The following is an 18220-nucleotide window of genomic DNA, read 5'->3' on the forward strand; positions in this document are numbered from 1 at the left end:
CCGCTCAAACGAACAAGTTTTAAAATTTCCTTTTAGAGTTCTTTCTCGCCTGTCAATTCTACTTCTCGTTGGCCACGAAATACCTTAATACGAAAGCTATTTCCTGTAGTGATCGTATTATACAACCCCAATAAATCGTCGACCGTATCCACCTTTTCCCCGTTCAGCTCCAAAATCACGTCCGCAACTTGGAACCCTTGCTCCATTTGCCAGCTGCCCCATGGCATTGTTTCAATGAGAACCCCTGTTTCCGCCGGCAATCCGGCAGCGGACACTTCCCCCATTCCAACGATGTTCTTTACTTTGCACTGCCCCCAACGGGTATGCTGTTGAAGACGGCCGGATTCGCTTGCCACGGCTCCAAGCTCAGGAAGCCTTGGCGTTCGCGCGATCCTTTTCAACTCCGGCTTTCGCACCCCGAATTGATCCATGGGGAAATTGCGGAAGCCTAAGCCAAGTGCCGGCGAACCGTCACGCACCTGATAATTTCCAGAGGCAGGATCGACAAACCATGCATCGGAGATCAGCGAATGCTCATCCACACCGCTCTGTTCTTGTAACTGCGAAGCCGGTTTCGGCTCCAATCCGTCGACCTCGTGAAGCAGATTCCAATCGCATAGTTGTCCCCAAGGTTTCGATACCCGAATTGGAGCATATTCGGCAAGAACAATGTTATGGCGGAATATATCCCGGCTTCCCCGAAACCAGACATGAGGGTGGAAGGAATTATTCACCATGATGTTGTTTTCACATATCCGGTAAAAGCCCTCCCGCAGCTTGATCCCGCCGGCCAAACACAAATTGTCGTGTATTTGGTACCAGGTCGAGCCGTCGTCAAGATCGATATCCCATCCATAATCGCAGCGCCATCGGTTATTCCGGAGAGTAATCGGTCTCACCATATCCAAAATGGGCAAAGTACTGTTCTCCGACTCGCTGTCCGAATTAATTTGATCCATGTCAACATCATCCAGAAGCCAATACCGATCCCGTCCCCACGAGTTGAACGAACCATGATCGCCTGTCTCCAGAACGGTATCAAATACATCGCAGTGTTCAATCACATGACCGCCGAAGGTCCCTTCCGAAATATTAATCCCCGCTCTAGGCACTTCGTAAATACTGCAATGACGTACAGTGATGTCCATCGCCATGGAAATTTGTACGGGAGCGGACTGTTTTTCCACACGCCCAACTCGATAGATCAAACAATCCTCGACCAAACCGCCCGCAGGATAACGGTTCGTTTTCGGCCCTGGCGTTTGATCGATGTCCTGAAGCTTCTGGCGTTCATTAAATTCAAACAACGGACTGCGAACAGCCTCCGGATCCCCGACGAAAGCGATTCCGCTCGCGCCTACATTCGAAATCCGGCATCCCTTGATGACGGGGTTTCGATTATAGCTGTCTACAAAGACGGCATTCCCGCCCAACTGTTCAAATGTGCAATCCGCGATCGTACAATCTTTCGTCCCGCGCAGCACCACCGCTCCACCACGATATATGGTCCAATCGCTGCGAAGAAGAGGCTTTTTGCTTTCCATAAAAGTTCTCGCCGCATGCGTAAACGTAAACCCTCTTAGCTGTATATGCCGAGCCGGAGCATCCTCGCTGCCGACGAATTCAACCAAATGTGCGAGCCGAACTCCCTCGATTAACGCCTCATGTAAATTCGTTCCCGGATAAGGATATACATAGAGAGTCCCGTTCTTTTCGTCGTGAAACCATTCACCCGGAGCATCCAGTTCCTCGAAAATATTTTCTACATAACGATAGTTGTCGTGCATGCCCATTTGCCGATTGTTTTGCCAACCGCCTTCCAATATCAGTTGGTTGTTTTCATCTTTTCCCTTAATGAGGTAATGGTAGTCTCCCCATAAATGTTTGTGCATGGCATGGACGTATCCGCCGGCCGGGCTGGCCCAGCGCCGCACGCGTTCCGCATGAATGCAATCAGCCGCATAACCGTTCATGATCCGGGTTTCTTCACAGTAATTCGGATATCTCGCCATATGCATTTGCCGGCCGTTTACAAAAAGTTGATCCAACTGCAGCCCGTGCGGAACCTCGGCCTGCAGTACCCCTTCGTCATACGGTCTCCATTGAAGCTCAAGTTGCATGCCTCCGCTGATAACGACCTCCTCGCCGGGAACCGCCTCATAAATAACCGGAGCATCTTCGGCTCCGGAGTCCTCCGGTAAAAACCGAAGCGTATCCGGCAGGTAATACGTGCCGCCGAATACTCGAACACGGACCGGCTTTCCTGCTTTAACGGCGGGCCGGGCCGCCATCTGTGCCCGCTGTAAAGTTGCAAAAGGCCGCTCTTTCGTGCCTTCCGCTCGATCATTTCCCTCAGTTGAGACGTAGATCCATTCCTCTGCTTGCTTCATTTTCAGCTTCCTTTCTCACATCGCGTATGATCACCTTGGCACTTACCCGAAGACCGGATGGATCCGGCCTCCATCCCGGCTTACCAAAGAACGGCGTGCCGTCCGGCTTCCACAACAATCGTTGCACGCGCGCATGTCGATTGGGATCATACAGGGGGTCGCTATCGATTTCTTTATAGGGACGCGCATGATAAACGATAAGATCAGCGGAGCCATCCTCCGATACCGTGAAGCTGTTATGTCCTGGACCGTACTCGGAGGCGGCCTCGTTACTGACGAATACTGGCTCTTTCGATTTGGCCCATGATGCGGGATCCAACAAATCGCTCGTATCGGTCGCCGTCAACAACCCCATACAATAACGGTCGTCCGTAGCGCTGGCGGAATAGGCCAAAAATAGGCGTCCGTTCCTTTTCAGTATGGCTGGACCTTCATTCACGCGATGCCCTTGGATCTCCCATTCATACTCCGGGGACGAGAGCTTGACCGGTTGGCCTGAAATCGACCACGGTTTATCCATAGGGGCGATATAGAGACAGGAATCTTCGATGATCTGAGCCCATACCAAATATCTTCGCCCCTTATGCTCGAATATTGTCGCATCCAGAGAAAAGCTATCTACCGGAAGCTCGATTTTCCCTTTCTCTTCCCAAGTCCCTGTTAAGGGATTCTCATCCGCACATTCGAGCACATACGGTCGGATGTCCCATTTGTTCTCTGCAGTTCCGGCCGCAAAGTAGATGTACCATTTTTCGTTGATTCTATGAAGCTCCGGCGCCCAAATATGGTTGCCCATCTCCCCTACATCGTGCTTGGTCCAGATAACAGTCTCCTCTGCGGTCGACAGACCTGCGATGGTTCGGGAACGACGCAGCACCAATCTGTCATACTCCGGTACGGACCCGGTAAAATAATAAAAGCCGTCCGAATGCTTCAGTACGTAGGGGTCGGCACGATTTGGAATGAGCGGGTTCGGATAAACGTCCCCCTTCACTGTCCCTTCAGCAATGGCAACTCCTGACTTCTCCAGAAGCGATGGATCGATAGGCTCCCAGCTGACCGGAAAACGTTCGACGATTCCTCCTTCCAGCTCGACCTCAACGAGCTGCGGCAAACTTAATGGTTCGCCGACCGCCATATCGATTTGCGGCTCCTTAACATTCACAATTTGCACGTTATTCCACACTCTCTTTGTCCCATATTCTGCTGAATTGCTGTATATAGAAAAATCCCGATTTCGGGCCACTAATGGAATGGCTTGAGAATGACCTTCTTAATTTACTCTGGCCGCGATCCCCGCAGTGGCAGCAAAGTTAACAGTCTTCCACTCCAAGATTCAACTCGAACTCCTTGTCGCGGTCACAGATCAGCACACCGTCCACAACTTCCAGCTTGGCAACCTGAATGGACGAGCGACGCGTCTCATAGCCCGAATCTTCATTGTGCCCATTACCACGGCCAGGATGAGTGAAATAAAAGATATACCCCTCTTCTCCTAGTACGACCACATCTGCGTGCAGGCCGATCGTCCCGTCATCCTGACGCTTGCCAGGTTGGTCGAGAATGAGGCCGTTTCGTTCCCACGTCTCGAGATCATTCGAGCGGTACACGCCCTGCCCGTGCCACTCATCTACGATCATCCAATAATAGCCGCCCAAGCGGAACACGTTCGGTCCTTCCTGGGAACGCTCGGTAATGACCGGACCCGTAACCTCCCAGTGGTAGAGATCGCTGCTGTCTGCTGCATACATATGAGAGTGGTGGCCCTCATCCTTGTACCACATCCGGAAGCGGCCGTCCGGCAACGGGTAGACGCAAGCATCAATGACATTTCCCGAGCTCAAGCCGAGCTTGGAAACGAAGTACCATTCCAGCAAATTCGGGCTGGTATAATGCAGCATGTCCCTCGGATGCCCCCAATGATCAGGTACTCCCTGAATATAACTGACGTACATGTGATACAATCCGTCGTGCCAGATGATTTCCGGCGCCCAGAACGTATTTCTTCCCCATTCAAAATCCAGCCCCTGCAGTACACCGCGGTAAACCCACTCCTTGCCGCCGTCGCGGGAAACCGCCACGCCGAGGTCGGTTCCGTGAACCCACGCCACACCTGTTCCCTGTGCGGTCGCACGGCGGTTCGTATAAATCATCCACCATTCCTTGGTCTGACGATTCCAAATGACCACAGGATCTGCCGCTCCGTCATAGATCGGATCCCTAAACAATGGCGATTTCATTCATGCTCCCTCCCTGCTCCTGCGACCTCATAACAAAATTGATCTACATCGATATAACCCTGTTCATTTTCAATGTTATAGCTGTATAACCCGATCCGGTCTCCTCTGTATTTCCCCCACCCCAGCCGATAGGCGTCTCCAAAGCTCGTGAAATGGTCCCCATCGACGCTATATTCGAACCGGCTGATTCCATCTATGTTCCACTCAGACCTTAACCAAAGGTTGCTTCCTGTTATTTCCAAACCCCATGCAATCGTACCCGCATTATTAAACTTCAGAACCCTTATCCCATTCTGTTGTTGAACTCCAATCGTGCAATAGGTTTGCGCAAAATGGCAAAGCCCCGCTTCTTGTCCGTCCGCCATGCCGCTGATCTCTATTTTTACGGTTGCCGCATTGCGAACGGTTCTAAACGCTCTTTGTGTAAGGACGTTGCAGACGGTAAAAAAATCGTCTTTATCGATGGGCTCGCATGCGTATAGACGCAAATAGCCGGGCCGGGCCGTTAACGACCATTTGTCGGCTCGCGGCTGATGGTTCCATTCCCAATACGGCTCAAGCATCGCCCGGTCAAAATCGTCATTCGTGGAAAGAACCGTCACCGGATGTCCGTTTATGGGCTTCCTGCCTCCCCATACCATCTCTCCGATTCCGTCGCCGTCCGAATCGCTACCGATGATCGGCCATCCGTCAACCCACGTTACGGGCAGCAAGTGAAGCGTTCTCCCTTCGTAATATCCGCCCGTTCCTTGATGGGAAATGAAATACCACTCCCCGGAAACGGTCTGGACAAGCCCGCCCTGATTCGGCTCGCGGTCTATCTCCATGCCGTGCGTATGGATAAGCTCCTTTTCCTCATAGGGTCCATAAATATGTTCTGCTCTTAACATCATGACGACTCTGACTTCAACGCCTTCTTCACGGCGAACCTCGCTGTGGAAAAAATAGTAAACTCCATTGATTTTGTAGAGCTTATTGGCTTCGCTCCCTTTGTACTGATGAATAATCGTATCGCTGTCATGCAGCAGCTCTTTTCCGTCTTGACTGAGTTTAAATAAATGTATGTTATAATTATTGGCAAAATTAGTGGCAACGAAGTACCCTTGTCCGTCATCGTCCCAGAACGGACAGCAGTCGTCCCAGCCGCTAACCGCCCAGACTTGATGAAGCGGCTCCCAAGGTCCCGCCGGATCGTCAGCCGTGCTCATAAACAATCCTTCGTCGGGCGTAAAAAAATAGACCCAATATTTATCATTGTGGAATCGGATCGCGCCTGCCCAGACTCCTCTGCCATAACGGTTCATTCGGTCGTAATTGTATTCCGGGCCGATGCAAGTCAAATCCTCAACAACATGCCCGATCATTCTCCAATTCACAAGATCTTTGGAATGAAGTACACCCATCCCCGGAGAGCAATGCAAGGTGGAGGAGATAGCGTAATAATCATCTCCGACTCGAATGACATCCGGATCGCTATAATCTCCCGGCAAGACAGGATTGACGTAGGTGCCGTCCCCCTGATCTCCCCAAGCTCCCTTCTTCGATAATAGATTGTAGTTATCTTCCATAAAATAGTCGTCCTTTCCGAATCCATGACGGAAAGTCCGGAACACGCCGTTCGTGTTCCGGACCCCCGCTAGTTCATTCACTGTCACTGCAAAATATTCTAAATTAATTTGCTTTGCTGATCTGCCACTGCAGATTGTTGTTGGTGATATCCGACCACTCCGTGACGTTATATCCTTCCGTGCCGCCGCCTCCGTTCAGCACCTTTCCGTCCGTATGATTCTTGATCTTGTAGTAACCGTTGCCCAGATCGACGATCTGCCACTGCAGATTGTTGCTGGTGATATCCGACCACTCCGTGACATTGGACCCGTTCGTGCCGCCGCCTCCGTTCAACACCAGTCCGTCCGTACGATTCTTGATCTTGTAGTAACCGTTGCCCAGATCGGTGATCTGCCATTTCGAATTGGTGCTGGTTGTATTCGACGACTCCGTGACATTGGACCCGTTCGAGCCGCCCCCTCCGCTTAATGCCAAACCGTCCGTATGGTTCGTGATGGTGTAGTAGGCATTGGGATCAAAGATGTTATTGTTAGGATTAAAGGCATCGACAAGCATATACGTACCCGTTTTTTTGACAACTTTTATCGTATGCGTCCCGCTTGCCAGACCCGTAATGCTGTATACCAATTGCTGCGCTATTCTGGTCGAACTGCTGCAATCCACTGTCGTCTGGTAAGCTCCGTCGATGTAAATATCCACCTGGCCCTGATCGCTGTTTTTTTCAGTAATATAATCGACTCCTCTTCCCGTAAATGTGTATTGGACCGAGTCATTGTTCGTCATCGTATAGTGAACATCATCCTGATAATCGCCAAAACTTCTGCCGCCGGAGTAGCTCCAGCTGCCGTTGTAAACAATGTTGGAGTCTGTATCGTTCACATAAGTATTTGGGGTTCCAAACACCTTGAACTCGTTGATGCTGGCATTAGCACCGCTTGGCAAACCGGTCGAGGTAACACGGACATAACGGGCGGTGCCGGTAAAGAAATGGTTGTAGACCTGAGCATTGCTGAGATTGACAGTCCGGTCAATCACTGTCGTCCAATTCGTATTATCCGTTGAGGTTTCAATCTTATACAAATAGATAGAACTAGGCTGTTGCCACATCACCTGGATACCATTGGTGATATTCATGGTTGTGCCAAGGTCTACCATCCACCAATGGCCGGTGCTTCCGTCATTCGCAATCCAGCTGGTTGCAGTACTACCGTCGTTACCATTGCTGGCCGGATTCGTTGTCTGGGAGCTATCGCTACTTGAGGCCTTGTTCAACGCCAGGTTCGTTGGATCCCCAAATATTTTGAAATCGTAGATACTGGCATTAGCGCCGCTTGGCAGTCCAGTCACGGTAATACGGACATACCGGGCGATACCGGTAAAGTAATCGTTTTGAACCTGGTCCGTGCTGGTATTGGCGGTCTTGTCAATGACTGTCGTCCAGTTGGCATTATCCGTTGAGGTTTCAATCTTATACTGATATACGCCGCTCTTCTCCCACGCCACTTGGGTACCATTGGTAATATTCATGTTTGCTCCAAGGTTTACCGTTAACGAATGGCCGGTATTGGCATCATTCGCAATCCAGCGGGTTGCAGCATTGCCGTCTGTCCCGAATGAGGCCGGATTGGATGACTGCGAGCTATCGCTACTTACATTCTGGTTCAACGCAAGATTGGCTTGATCTCCAAACACCTTGAAATCGTAGAAACTGGCATTCGCACCGCTTGGCAGTCCGGTTACGGTAATACGGACATAACGAGCGGTATCGTAGAAGATATCGGATTGAATCTGATCCGTGCTAGTATTCGAAGTTTTGTCAACCTTTAATTTCCAGTTGGTATTGTCATTTGAGGTTTCAATCTTATACTTATATCCTCCGCCTGCGTTCTGCCACTTTACCTGGGTGCCGCGGGTGATATTCTTGCTGGAGCCAAGGTCTACCGTCCACGAATGACCGGTATTTCCATCATTCGCAGACCAGCGGGTCGTCGTATCGTTACCGTCGTTGCCGCTGGAAGCCGGATTGCCTGCCTGCGAACTATCGCTACTTGCGGTCCGATTCAAGGCCAGATTGATTGGAGTATAATGCGGAATAGGTGTCGTTGACGGCGGAGTAGCACCGGAAGCAATGAAATTAATGTTGCTCGCATAGTTGCCGATTGTAAAATTCCCGTCAGCGGCACTCAGAACCGGAGTCCCGTTTACGGTCAAATTCTCAAATGTAACGTTCTGAGTCAATTGAGTGGAGCTATTGCCGTAAATTTGGTTCGCGTTGGTATTCGTGCCGTTATAGGAGATATTCTTGAAGTAGACGTTATTGATTCCACGCCCCACTGCAAGGCCGTAACCCGGATTTTTAAAAGTAATGACATCTACGAACTTATTAACAACGGCATCGTCTATCCGAATATCCGAGAAAGTGGCATCGGATATCAGACTGCCATCGCTGGCGGTGAAGGAAATGCCTAATGGTAAACCGGCACTTAACGGGTTATACGTTAAGATGTCCAGATTCGAAAAGTTGAGTGTATCAATGTTATCGCCTCCACCTTCAGCACCCGGATTGCCATGGGTCCCTATATTGATCGGATGGGCTTTGCCCGGCATGAGAATCGAGTTGGTGACACTGATATTGGACGAATTTCCTGAGTATCCGAAACGAGAAGCGTATACAGCAATAGAATCATCGCCTGAGCGATCAAATACGTCATTGATGGAAACATTGGTAGAGCAGAAATTATCGATACCATCGGTCCATTTCAGGTAAGCCATTAATTTCACATTATTTATGGTGACGTTGGTGGCATTTCCAACTTCAATACCGGCATTGTAATCGTTAAGGATGATACCATCAACAGTGACATTGTTGGCAAAACTGAGATCAACGGCAGCTGCTGGTGAATGATCAAGAACACCGCGCCCGATAACCTTGGCATTCGTGGAATTGTTTAAAATCACACCGCCTTTGACGACCGCTCCGCCGGCAATGTAAAGCGTCTGGCCGCTAGACAGGGTGTAGCTCTGATTATAAACACCGGGACCCAGGTAAATGACATTGGGATCGGTAGGGCTTGGAGGATTCACTTCTACCGGATTGGCAAAAATCATCAGATCATTGTCCACATTGCCATTCACATCAAATACGAGCTTTTGGGGACCGGAAATACTAAAGGTCATTGTATTGCCGCTGATGGCAGGAGTAATACCAAGCCTGTTAGGCTTGACAGAAGCCGATGTTACCGTTCCGCCATTATAGGTCACAGATAGATCTACCGGACCATCGGTATCGAAATAAACAAATGAGGCAAAAGTAGCTCTGCTCGCTGCGCCGACCCTCGTTTGATACTCATCCAGATCCTGCCACACTCCACCCGGCACACGCACTTTTACGGTAAAGTCTGTGGACAATGTGGTACCCGCAGGGGCCGGATATGTCTTCAAAGTAGTAGCCGCTTGAACATTTGTCGGGAAGATTGGGATGAAAGATACTAACAAAGCCATCAACAAAAATAACGCATTAGACCTTTTTTTACTTCTGTTCAAAAACAGACCTTTAAACATACTTTCAACTCCTTCTTTTTCCGAAAATTGGCATTCCTACTCCATCTTAATTATCCTAAGCTAAATTTTATCCCCCCCCCCTCTCACAGGTTTATCTCGGAGATGCTTGAATACGAAACTGACACGAAGGAAGCTTCACGAACATGGTATCTATAGTTTGGAAGCTTCCCTGCGTCACTGCATTGTCATTGAACCTTAATTGTTACTTAATGCCTCTCTTGGCTGCCTCATCGTTCACTTCTTTAATCGCGTCTTGCACGCCTTTGGCATCATATCCCTTAACGATTTCTTTCCACTGGGCAACCGGGTCCCCTGTGCCCAACATGACTTTGACCATGTCATCTATGATATTGTTGCTGAGACCCGTAATTTTGTTTTTCGCCGGAGTTGACATCAGGAAGATATCAAAGTTAATGGGCGCCGGCTTGTTCTCTGTCAAAAACTTTTTGTTCGAGTCGACTTGCAATTTGGTGAGTGCCGCCTGTTCGGGGTCCGAATTCACGACTTTTTTCCCTGAATAAAGAGGACCTTCCCATGTGCCTAAATAAGCAAGACTTTTATCTGTAATCGGATATTTATCGACGAGTTTTGCATTTTCTTTAAGCAAAGAAATAGATTGACCATTTTCGACCTTATAGTCCACATTTTCTATTCCATTATCCCTTAAAAGCTGAAATTCCGGCGATACGAGGTAATCCATCAATTGCAGCGCTCGTTTAAACTTTTCGTCGCTGAGGGATGCCGGGAAATACGTTTCTGACCAGTAAGGGGGACCATTGAAGTAATAGCGTTGCCCGTCGGGAGCAGGCCAAATATTTAAATAACCAAGTGCTTTGGAAGGGCTAACGCCTGGATTCGCTTTTACGAATTGGGCATATAGCTCGTCGGTAAGGCCGTCCAGTCCATAAAACGCGAAGCTTTGTCCGGACACAAACTTGTTCGCGCCATCTGCGTCTTTCTGAATAGCAAAATCCTTGTCAAGGATTCCATCCGCAAAGAGCGTACGAAGCTGCTGGATCCCCGTATAAGCTTTCTCCGACGTAAATGCCGGAATCCACTTGCCATTTTCATTCACCCAGTTTTTCGGCTCCGACAACTCGGGGAAAGATCCCAAAAATTGCGTTAACAGATAAGGTTTTCCGTTAACCTCCAAGCCGGCGATACCAGAATGTTTCTTCATAACCGCCTTGGTCATGGCCATGAATTCATCAAAGGTGGCAGGATCCTTTGTAAATCCGGCTTCCTCCGCCCAATCCTTACGATAACGGATCGGTCGCGCCATCGTTACAGGCGTAACGGTGGCGTTCCCGCGCGGAATCATATAAAACTTCCCATCCACTTTGAGAGGTTGCACGCTCGGCAACGAAAACAGGTTTTTCAAGTTCGGATACGCGCTCAGATCGTCAGGAATCGCCTTGATCACGCCTTGCTTCGCCCAGGTTTCGTACAACGCGGTATTATCGGTGGCGAGCGCGTCGACGAACATATCGGGAAGCTGATTTGACGCAGCCCATACCTTCGCTTTATCCTGCCAGTCGTTCCAGGTAATCTGAACCGGCTTGATCGTGACATTGAACTTCTTGGCCAAATCGTTGTAGATGGCATCGTTCTTTGCATTCGGTGCATCAAAGCCGGACTGGATGTCCCAGGCGGCAGCACTGAGTTCCAATGTCTTGCTCATTGCCGAACCATCTGACTTCTGTTGCGCCGTTGCGCTCGGGGTTGTGGCTGACTTGCTCTCCCCATTGCCGCAGGCGGATAGCGCCGTCCCTGCGAGCAGAAGCAGGGTCGAGCATACCAATACTCTTTGTTTGGACTTCATTTCGTAACCCTCCTTGTTTTTTTGAAGCTAAGGATGTATATAATAACGGCCGTAACCATTATTATCATTCTTTGACGGAACCGATCATGATCCCCGCATTGAAATATTTTTGCACGAAGGGATACATCATCATGATAGGTAAGGCGGATACAATGATCATTGCGGATTTTACTGAATCCGCATATACGGCTTGAGTCATGGAAGCCATCTGTGCGCCCGTCGTGCTATTGATTGTCTGACTCAGATTAGTGATCGAGTCTCTTAACACAAGCTGCAATGGATGCAAGTTTGTATCGTTGATAAACAACAACGGAAGCCACCATTCATTCCAACGATCAACCGCATAAAACAATGTCATGGTCGCCATGATCGGCAACGAAACCGGTATAACAATGCGAATGAGGATACTCAGATCGTTGGCCCCGTCGATTTTTGCCGACTCCTCAAGAGCCGGATTGACGGTTCCGAAGAAGTTCTTCATCAGGATGAGGTTGAATGCGTTTACAGCCACCGGCAATACCATGACAAGCAAATTATTCTGCAAGTGCAGGCCTTGAATCGTCAAATAATAGGGAATGAGACCTCCTGAAAAAAACATCGTAAAGATGATGCAAGTAAAGATCACATTTCGCCCCGGCATCGATTTCTTGGCTAACGCGTAAGCACCTGTCGTCGTCACAACCAAATTCACCAATGTGCCTAGTACGGTCACGAGGACCGATATAAGCAATCCATTAACCACCTTCCCTTCATGAAAAATATATCGATACGAAGAGAGATCCATGGATCTCGGAAATATCATGACGCCTCCCGCTTTCAAGTCTAATATGGTAGACAAGGACAGTACGAACGTTTCATAGAATGGGAATACAGCCGCGATCGCACACAACCCCAGGATGAGCGTGAACAGCGCATTGGTAACCGATAACCGCTTCAATAGAGGCCCTCCTCCTTCATAACATGCTTCACAACAAAATTGGCTCCGAACAGCAACAAGCAACTGATAATGGATTTCAGCAAACCGACCGTTGTGGAGTAGCCGAACCCCGTTGCGTCAACAAAAGCGCTGCGGTACACGTACGTATCGAGAATATCGGAGCGATCATAAACGGCAGGGTTGTATAAATTGAAGATCTGGTCGAATCCGCCGTTCATAATGCCACCGACGGCCAATATAAGCAGTATGGCTGCCGTGTTGCGAAGTACCGGCCATGTAACTGCTTTCATTTGTTGGTAACGGTTAGCACCGTCTATGGCCGCCGCCTCATAAAGCTCGGGATTGATACCTGCGATAGCTGCCAGATAAATAATGGAGGACCAACCTGCTTCTTTCCATATGTTCGACGTGAACAGCAGTGCCAGAAAACTCTCGTTGTTGAGCAAGATCGTATTTTTACCCCATCCGAATAGCTGCAGAATCTGATTGAGGACGCCCTGATCGCTCAGGATACTTGTTATGATTCCGCTTAACACGACCCAGCTGATGAAATGCGGAAACGTTAATATAGTTTGATATATCCGTTTTAATCTCCTGTGCCGCATTTCATTCAGCATGATCGCCAGCACGATGGGGATCGGGAATTCGATAAGCAAACGCCCGAAGCTAATCAGCAACGTGTTGTTGAAGGCATGGATGAAATTGGGATCGCCCAGCACATCCCGAAAGTTTTGAAAGTGATTCCACGGACTTTTCATTATACCCAGTGAGTAATTGAAGTCCTTAAAAGCCAAGATCACGCCGTACATAGGCACATACGCGAAGATCAGAAAGAACAGCACCGTTGGGAGTACCATCAAGTAGAAGTACTTATGCCTGACAACTTCCTGCCACCGGCGACGAGTGGCTTCTCTCCCCAAGCGCCTCTTGTATTTCACGTGACTTACTGTATTTTGCATTTCTCTCGCCTCCTGAAGCCATTATAAAGCAAGCGCTTTCCAAGAGGTATGTCGTACAATTAGCCTTTATTTTGTATTTTTAAGTAACTTTGAGTCGAATGGGAGTCGGAATGGTCTTTCACCTAATTCAAGTACAAGTTACCGATTTGTAGTACAAAAAAAGGCCTCCTTTATTCAGGGGCCGGAAAAAAGCCGTTTTGACTTTTTTCATATCGATAAGTTCTAGGCGGAGAGCCTATTATTTTTTTGAACATTTTGCTGAAATAAAAATAGTCCTTAAATCCTACCTGATCCGCTATCTCGTTGATCGGAATGGAGGTGGTCTTGAGCAACTCTGCAGCGCGGCTCATTCTAAGGCCGGTCATGTATTCGGTAAAGGTTTTATCCAGTTCTTTTCTGAATAATTGCGAGACGTAATTTGGGTTTAAGTTGAATCGTTTACTTAAGCCGAGAATGGTAATGTCCTCGCTGAAGTGCTCGTTGATATATTCCAGCATGGCAGAGAATGTATGGCCGTGTCCAGGTTGGATGGAAACCTGCTTATGATCGTTCTGCTCTTCCTGGAACAATCGTTGTAAATAATCAATCATGTCCCGAGAATCTTCAAACTGATCTGCCAATTGTTCCAATGAGTATAAGTATAAATCGTCCGACACCTTACCCTTTTGACTTAACTTCGTAATGCAATCGTTATACAACAACAGGGCATGCCGGATATTCAGAAGGCCGCTTTGAAACATGGATAACAAGGAATTCAACTGCGCAATGATCGCCTGGTTATTGCCTTCAGTAAGTTCTACAAATACCGGCTTCATGTCATTGGCTTCGCATGACCCTTTCCAGGTCAAGTTTTCGGCTAACGTGAAATATTGATAGGCTTGAAGTTCTGCATCTTCAATAGCCTGCGTAAATCCTGCCGTATCGACACCCCGCTTGCTAATCCCGATTCCTTTCAAGAAATGAAGTCTTTCAGAAGAAAATTGGTTCATTAATTCTACAGCATCTTTGTCTGCCATCACGTATATAAACTTGCGATAACCAATACGTATCGAAAGGCATGGTATTTTTTCATTAAGCTGCAGTCTGTCCCTTCTTACGGTAAGCATGATACGAAAGTCGTCTCTTCCGGATTCGGTAATGCCGGCCAAAGCTAGCTCACGACGCAATTTGCTGCTTGCTTCCTGCGTACCGCTCTCGATCAAATCAAGAATTTCCCCTTCATGCAACGGACGGCGGGCGTCTAATTCCCGTTTGAGCTTTTTAAGATACCCTTCGATTTCCATCTCGTCGAATGGTTTCAGGCAATAACCGGAAACGCCGTTCTGGATCGCTTTCTGAACGAGGGCAAACTCCGCTAGACCGCTCACGACTACAAATTTGGCGGATATACCGGCGTCGTCCAATCGTTTTTTCAATTCTAGCCCGTTCATTCCAGGCATCTTGATATCGGAAAAAATCACATCAGGATGAAGTTGTTTTACGGCTTCCATGGCCTCCTCCCCACTTAGTGCATATCCGATAACCTCATAACCGCATTCCGTCCAATCCACTGTAGCCTTCAGGCTATCTATAACCAATTCCTCATCGTCCACAATTAAAACTTTATACATGACCTTCACCCCTGACCGGAATTGTAAGCGAGACTTTTGTTCCGCATAAGAGACTGCTTGTCATCCTGATTCCAAATGGATCTCCGAAGTTGATGCGGATTCTGTCATGAACATTTGCCAGTCCGATGCCGGATTTGGAACCATTATCATAGCCATCATTTGCAGATCGTCTTTCAATCGATTGATTAATCTCCTTTAATTTTCCCGAACTTATTCCTGCACCGTTATCTTCTACGGAGAGATGCAGGTTCTCCTCATGCCTATTTCCTTTAATCACCAATAATCCGGTTCGTTCGAGCGGCTCAATACCATGTTTGATGGCGTTCTCCACGATAGGTTGAAGGATCATTTTTGGAACAAGACATTCAAGGCATTCCGTGCGAATGTCATATTCCACTTGTAATCGATTCCCAAACCGGATTTGATGAATGAAGATATAGTTTTTGATAATGCTCAATTCTTCTTCCAGCGAAATCATATCGGGTCCCTTGATACTGTAACGAAAAAACAAGGAGAGCGCTTTTGTAAGTTCGAATATTTGTGAAGAATTCTGTCTCACAGCAAGCCCTTTGATCGATTCCAGCGTATTGTATAAAAAATGCGGGTTGATTTGGCTTTGCAAAAAGCTAAGTTCCGCTCTCCGTTTAATCAACTCCGTCTCGTAGAGGACACGCTTGCTTTCCAGTAAATGATCCGTCAACTTATCAATTTCCGCCAACATTTCATTGAAACGCGAAGCCATAATAATCATTTCCGCATAACCATCTACTGCGATTCGTTTGCTGAGATGTTTTTTTTCACCGAGACTCACTTCTCCCATCAGCCTCATAAACTTCTTCAAGGGCTGTAGAATGTTGCTGCTTACGTACAGAAGAGGTATGATCATCAATAAAAGTGCGATTGCGACCATGATAAGCTGCTGTCGACGAATCTCATTAAGACCTTGCAGGAGCACACGATTCGGCATTGCGATAACAATTTCACCGCCCAAATCCGGAATAGCTTCCCTCTGAATCATATATTGACCGTGATTCAACAACATGTCTTTGGGAATCGGCTCCCCCAGATTACTTGAATCGTCATTCGTATAAAATAGCCTTCCGTTACGATCATCCATGTAGACTAAGGCACCTTCGGGTAAATTGACAGGCTTGCCGTCGCCGAAAAGCAATCGATTATCTAATACCAGCAGCAAAGTGCCGAGTTCATGTTTGTCAGCATCAAAATCAGTTATTGAGTAGATAGGTGCTCCCGCCACCAATACCGGCGTTGTCTGATAAGGAAAACCAATCATTTTAAGTCCCAAAAAATAGGACAAGTTATTTCGAGGAATCTCCCTGGAAATTACTGCGAGTTGATCCGTATTAGCAAGGAGATTGGAGACAGCGCCATTTTTCTCGACCAGCGCGATATCCAGAATTCCCGATTTCATTCCCGCCATATCTGACAAATAAGCCTTCAACTGAGAAAACAATTCAACCTTTTGGGCTAAATTAGTAGCAGTCAAATAGTTTTGTACGGTTTCTCCGTTGTAGGCAACCGTTTCAATAATTCTTTGAATATCTTTGCTATTCGCAGAAATGGATTGATTCAGCTGCGAAATAACACCTTTGATATAATCGCTGTTATTCCTTTTTACAACATTAATCGCACTATAATAATTCGCAGCCATGATCGAAAGCATAACAGCAACAATGAATAAACCTAGTAAAGATAGCTGCATCATGATAGGAAGTTTTTTCAAATAGGATAGTTTCATGTGACATGTCCTTTTTTTATCCTGGATTTCGAAACAATTGTAAAGGTGCGCCAAACTAAGGGTAATGGTATCTGCGAAGAATCCCAAAAAACCTTGAGAGGAGCACCAATATGGTGAATAGTAAACGATAATAATCCTCAAGTAAAGTAGTGCCGGCATTTTCCATAAACGATTTCCAAATCGGACAAATCATGGGAATTCACAGATGTTTACTACAGCAAAATCCCGCCACGTCGGGTTTTTGGCTCACTGCCGTCATTTGGGAAAAGCTCTTTCCCTCTTTGGATATTTGGAAATTTTCGTTATTGTTAAGTGCGAACTTGCGTTAAGATTATGGGACACACATAATGAAGTTTAAAGGACATCTCGAGGTCATTTTAGGAAACAAAACCAAGAATCTGCTAAGAAAGGATTGATCAAGTGGAGCTCCCGAAAGTTAGTGTCGAAAATATGAACCTCAAAATTTCGTTAGGCGGGTTATTATTAAACCTTCTGTATGTCAGATTCGGGATTTTTTATCAATCCTTTCTCGAACACAGCCATAGCATGAAAAGCTATGAACTGCATTATATTCCTCGGGGACAGGGGATTTTGGTAGCAAACGGCAGCCAATATCCGATACAGCCTGGCACACTATACATGACTGGCCCGGATATTATGCACGAGCAAAATACGGTTCTCTCTGACCCTATGGCGGAATACTGCATATGCTTTGAAGTGCTGTCCAATAATATTAACGATGATCCGGATCTTTCCTTCATTGCAGACCAATTCGTTCAAACAACCTTTTGGTTCGGTCAGGACAAGCAGAATATGATGCAATTGTTCGAGCAGCTCTCCTATGAAACGACCAACCAGTATATCGGCTACTACCTGACGATTCAACATATTATAGAGCAGATCGTCATCAAGCTGGTCAGAAACTACACCAACAATGTTCTGACCTCCTCTGCGATGCCGCTTAAAACTTTAGACGACGAGAGAGTCGTTATCATTGAAGACAGCTTTCTGTCAAACTTTCAAGATTTAACTATACAGAATCTCGCTCAAAAACTGGGGCTAAGCGTCAGACAGGCGGAGAGAACAATCGGGCAGTATTTTGGCGTATCGTTTACGCAAAAAAAGACTCAGGCAAGAATGTCGGCTGCCGTTCACCTTCTTACAACGACCTCAATGTCCATTAGCGAAATAGCGCTACATGTCGGTTTTTCTTCACTGGAACATTTTTGTGCCGCCTTTAAGAAATACTACAATGTTTCGGCAAGGGAATATCGCTCCTTACGCAAGCCCTCTGATCTCAATGTGACATCCCAATGAAGACATATTACAAACCGAGGCTATCCTGAATCATTTACATGATTTCAACATAGCCT

The 18220-nt window shown here is 47.4% G+C and carries 11 protein-coding genes; 1 reads left to right on the plus strand and 10 read right to left on the minus strand.

Annotated elements, in window-relative coordinates; translation table 11 throughout:
* Window positions 1–32: 32 nt before the first annotated feature.
* The 10 genes from ACFQZT_RS01015 to ACFQZT_RS01060 form a co-directional block, all read right to left on the minus strand.
* Complete coding sequence (locus ACFQZT_RS01015) at window positions 33–2390, minus strand: right-handed parallel beta-helix repeat-containing protein (protein WP_379295657.1); 2358 nt, start codon at window positions 2388–2390, stop codon at window positions 33–35.
* Entirely contained in the window at window positions 2353–3564 is a 1212-nt protein-coding gene (locus ACFQZT_RS01020; protein ID WP_379295659.1) for a family 43 glycosylhydrolase, read from the minus strand. The genes ACFQZT_RS01015 and ACFQZT_RS01020 overlap by 38 nt, the downstream gene beginning before the upstream one ends.
* A 139-nt stretch (window positions 3565–3703) precedes the next feature.
* Window positions 3704–4630: a family 43 glycosylhydrolase gene (locus ACFQZT_RS01025; RefSeq protein ID WP_379295661.1), complete on the minus strand. Its 927-nt coding sequence runs from the start codon at window positions 4628–4630 to the stop codon at window positions 3704–3706.
* Window positions 4627–6285 carry a glycoside hydrolase family 43 protein gene (locus ACFQZT_RS01030; RefSeq protein ID WP_379295663.1) on the minus strand — a complete coding sequence of 553 codons (1659 nt, stop codon included), beginning with the start codon at window positions 6283–6285 and terminating at the stop codon, window positions 4627–4629. Before ACFQZT_RS01030 ends, ACFQZT_RS01025 begins: the two co-directional genes overlap by 4 nt.
* A 16-nt stretch (window positions 6286–6301) precedes the next feature.
* Window positions 6302–9760 carry a discoidin domain-containing protein gene (locus ACFQZT_RS01035; RefSeq protein ID WP_379295665.1) on the minus strand — a complete coding sequence of 1153 codons (3459 nt, stop codon included), beginning with the start codon at window positions 9758–9760 and terminating at the stop codon, window positions 6302–6304.
* A gap of 202 nt (window positions 9761–9962) precedes the next feature.
* On the minus strand, window positions 9963–11582 hold the full coding sequence (locus tag ACFQZT_RS01040; protein WP_379295667.1) for an extracellular solute-binding protein: 1620 nt from the start codon (window positions 11580–11582) through the stop codon (window positions 9963–9965).
* A gap of 64 nt (window positions 11583–11646) precedes the next feature.
* Window positions 11647–12519 carry a carbohydrate ABC transporter permease gene (locus tag ACFQZT_RS01045; RefSeq protein ID WP_379295669.1) on the minus strand — a complete coding sequence of 291 codons (873 nt, stop codon included), beginning with the start codon at window positions 12517–12519 and terminating at the stop codon, window positions 11647–11649.
* Window positions 12516–13478, minus strand: a complete 963-nt coding sequence (locus tag ACFQZT_RS01050; RefSeq protein WP_379295671.1) for an ABC transporter permease — start codon at window positions 13476–13478, stop codon at window positions 12516–12518. Before ACFQZT_RS01050 ends, ACFQZT_RS01045 begins: the two co-directional genes overlap by 4 nt.
* A 170-nt stretch (window positions 13479–13648) precedes the next feature.
* Window positions 13649–15088: a response regulator gene (locus ACFQZT_RS01055; RefSeq protein WP_379295673.1), complete on the minus strand. Its 1440-nt coding sequence runs from the start codon at window positions 15086–15088 to the stop codon at window positions 13649–13651.
* Complete coding sequence (locus tag ACFQZT_RS01060) at window positions 15081–16847, minus strand: sensor histidine kinase (RefSeq protein ID WP_379295676.1); 1767 nt, start codon at window positions 16845–16847, stop codon at window positions 15081–15083. The genes ACFQZT_RS01055 and ACFQZT_RS01060 overlap by 8 nt, the downstream gene beginning before the upstream one ends.
* A gap of 420 nt (window positions 16848–17267) precedes the next feature.
* On the opposite strand from ACFQZT_RS01060, the gene ACFQZT_RS01065 reads away from it, so the two are divergent.
* The gene (locus ACFQZT_RS01065) at window positions 17268–18164 is read left to right on the plus strand and encodes an AraC family transcriptional regulator (RefSeq protein WP_379295678.1); all 897 of its coding nucleotides are present in this window, start codon (window positions 17268–17270) and stop codon (window positions 18162–18164) included.
* Window positions 18165–18220: the final 56 nt, after the last annotated feature.

Source organism: Paenibacillus sp. GCM10027628 (assembly GCF_042676385.1).
Lineage (GTDB): Bacteria > Bacillota > Bacilli > Paenibacillales > NBRC-103111 > Paenibacillus_E.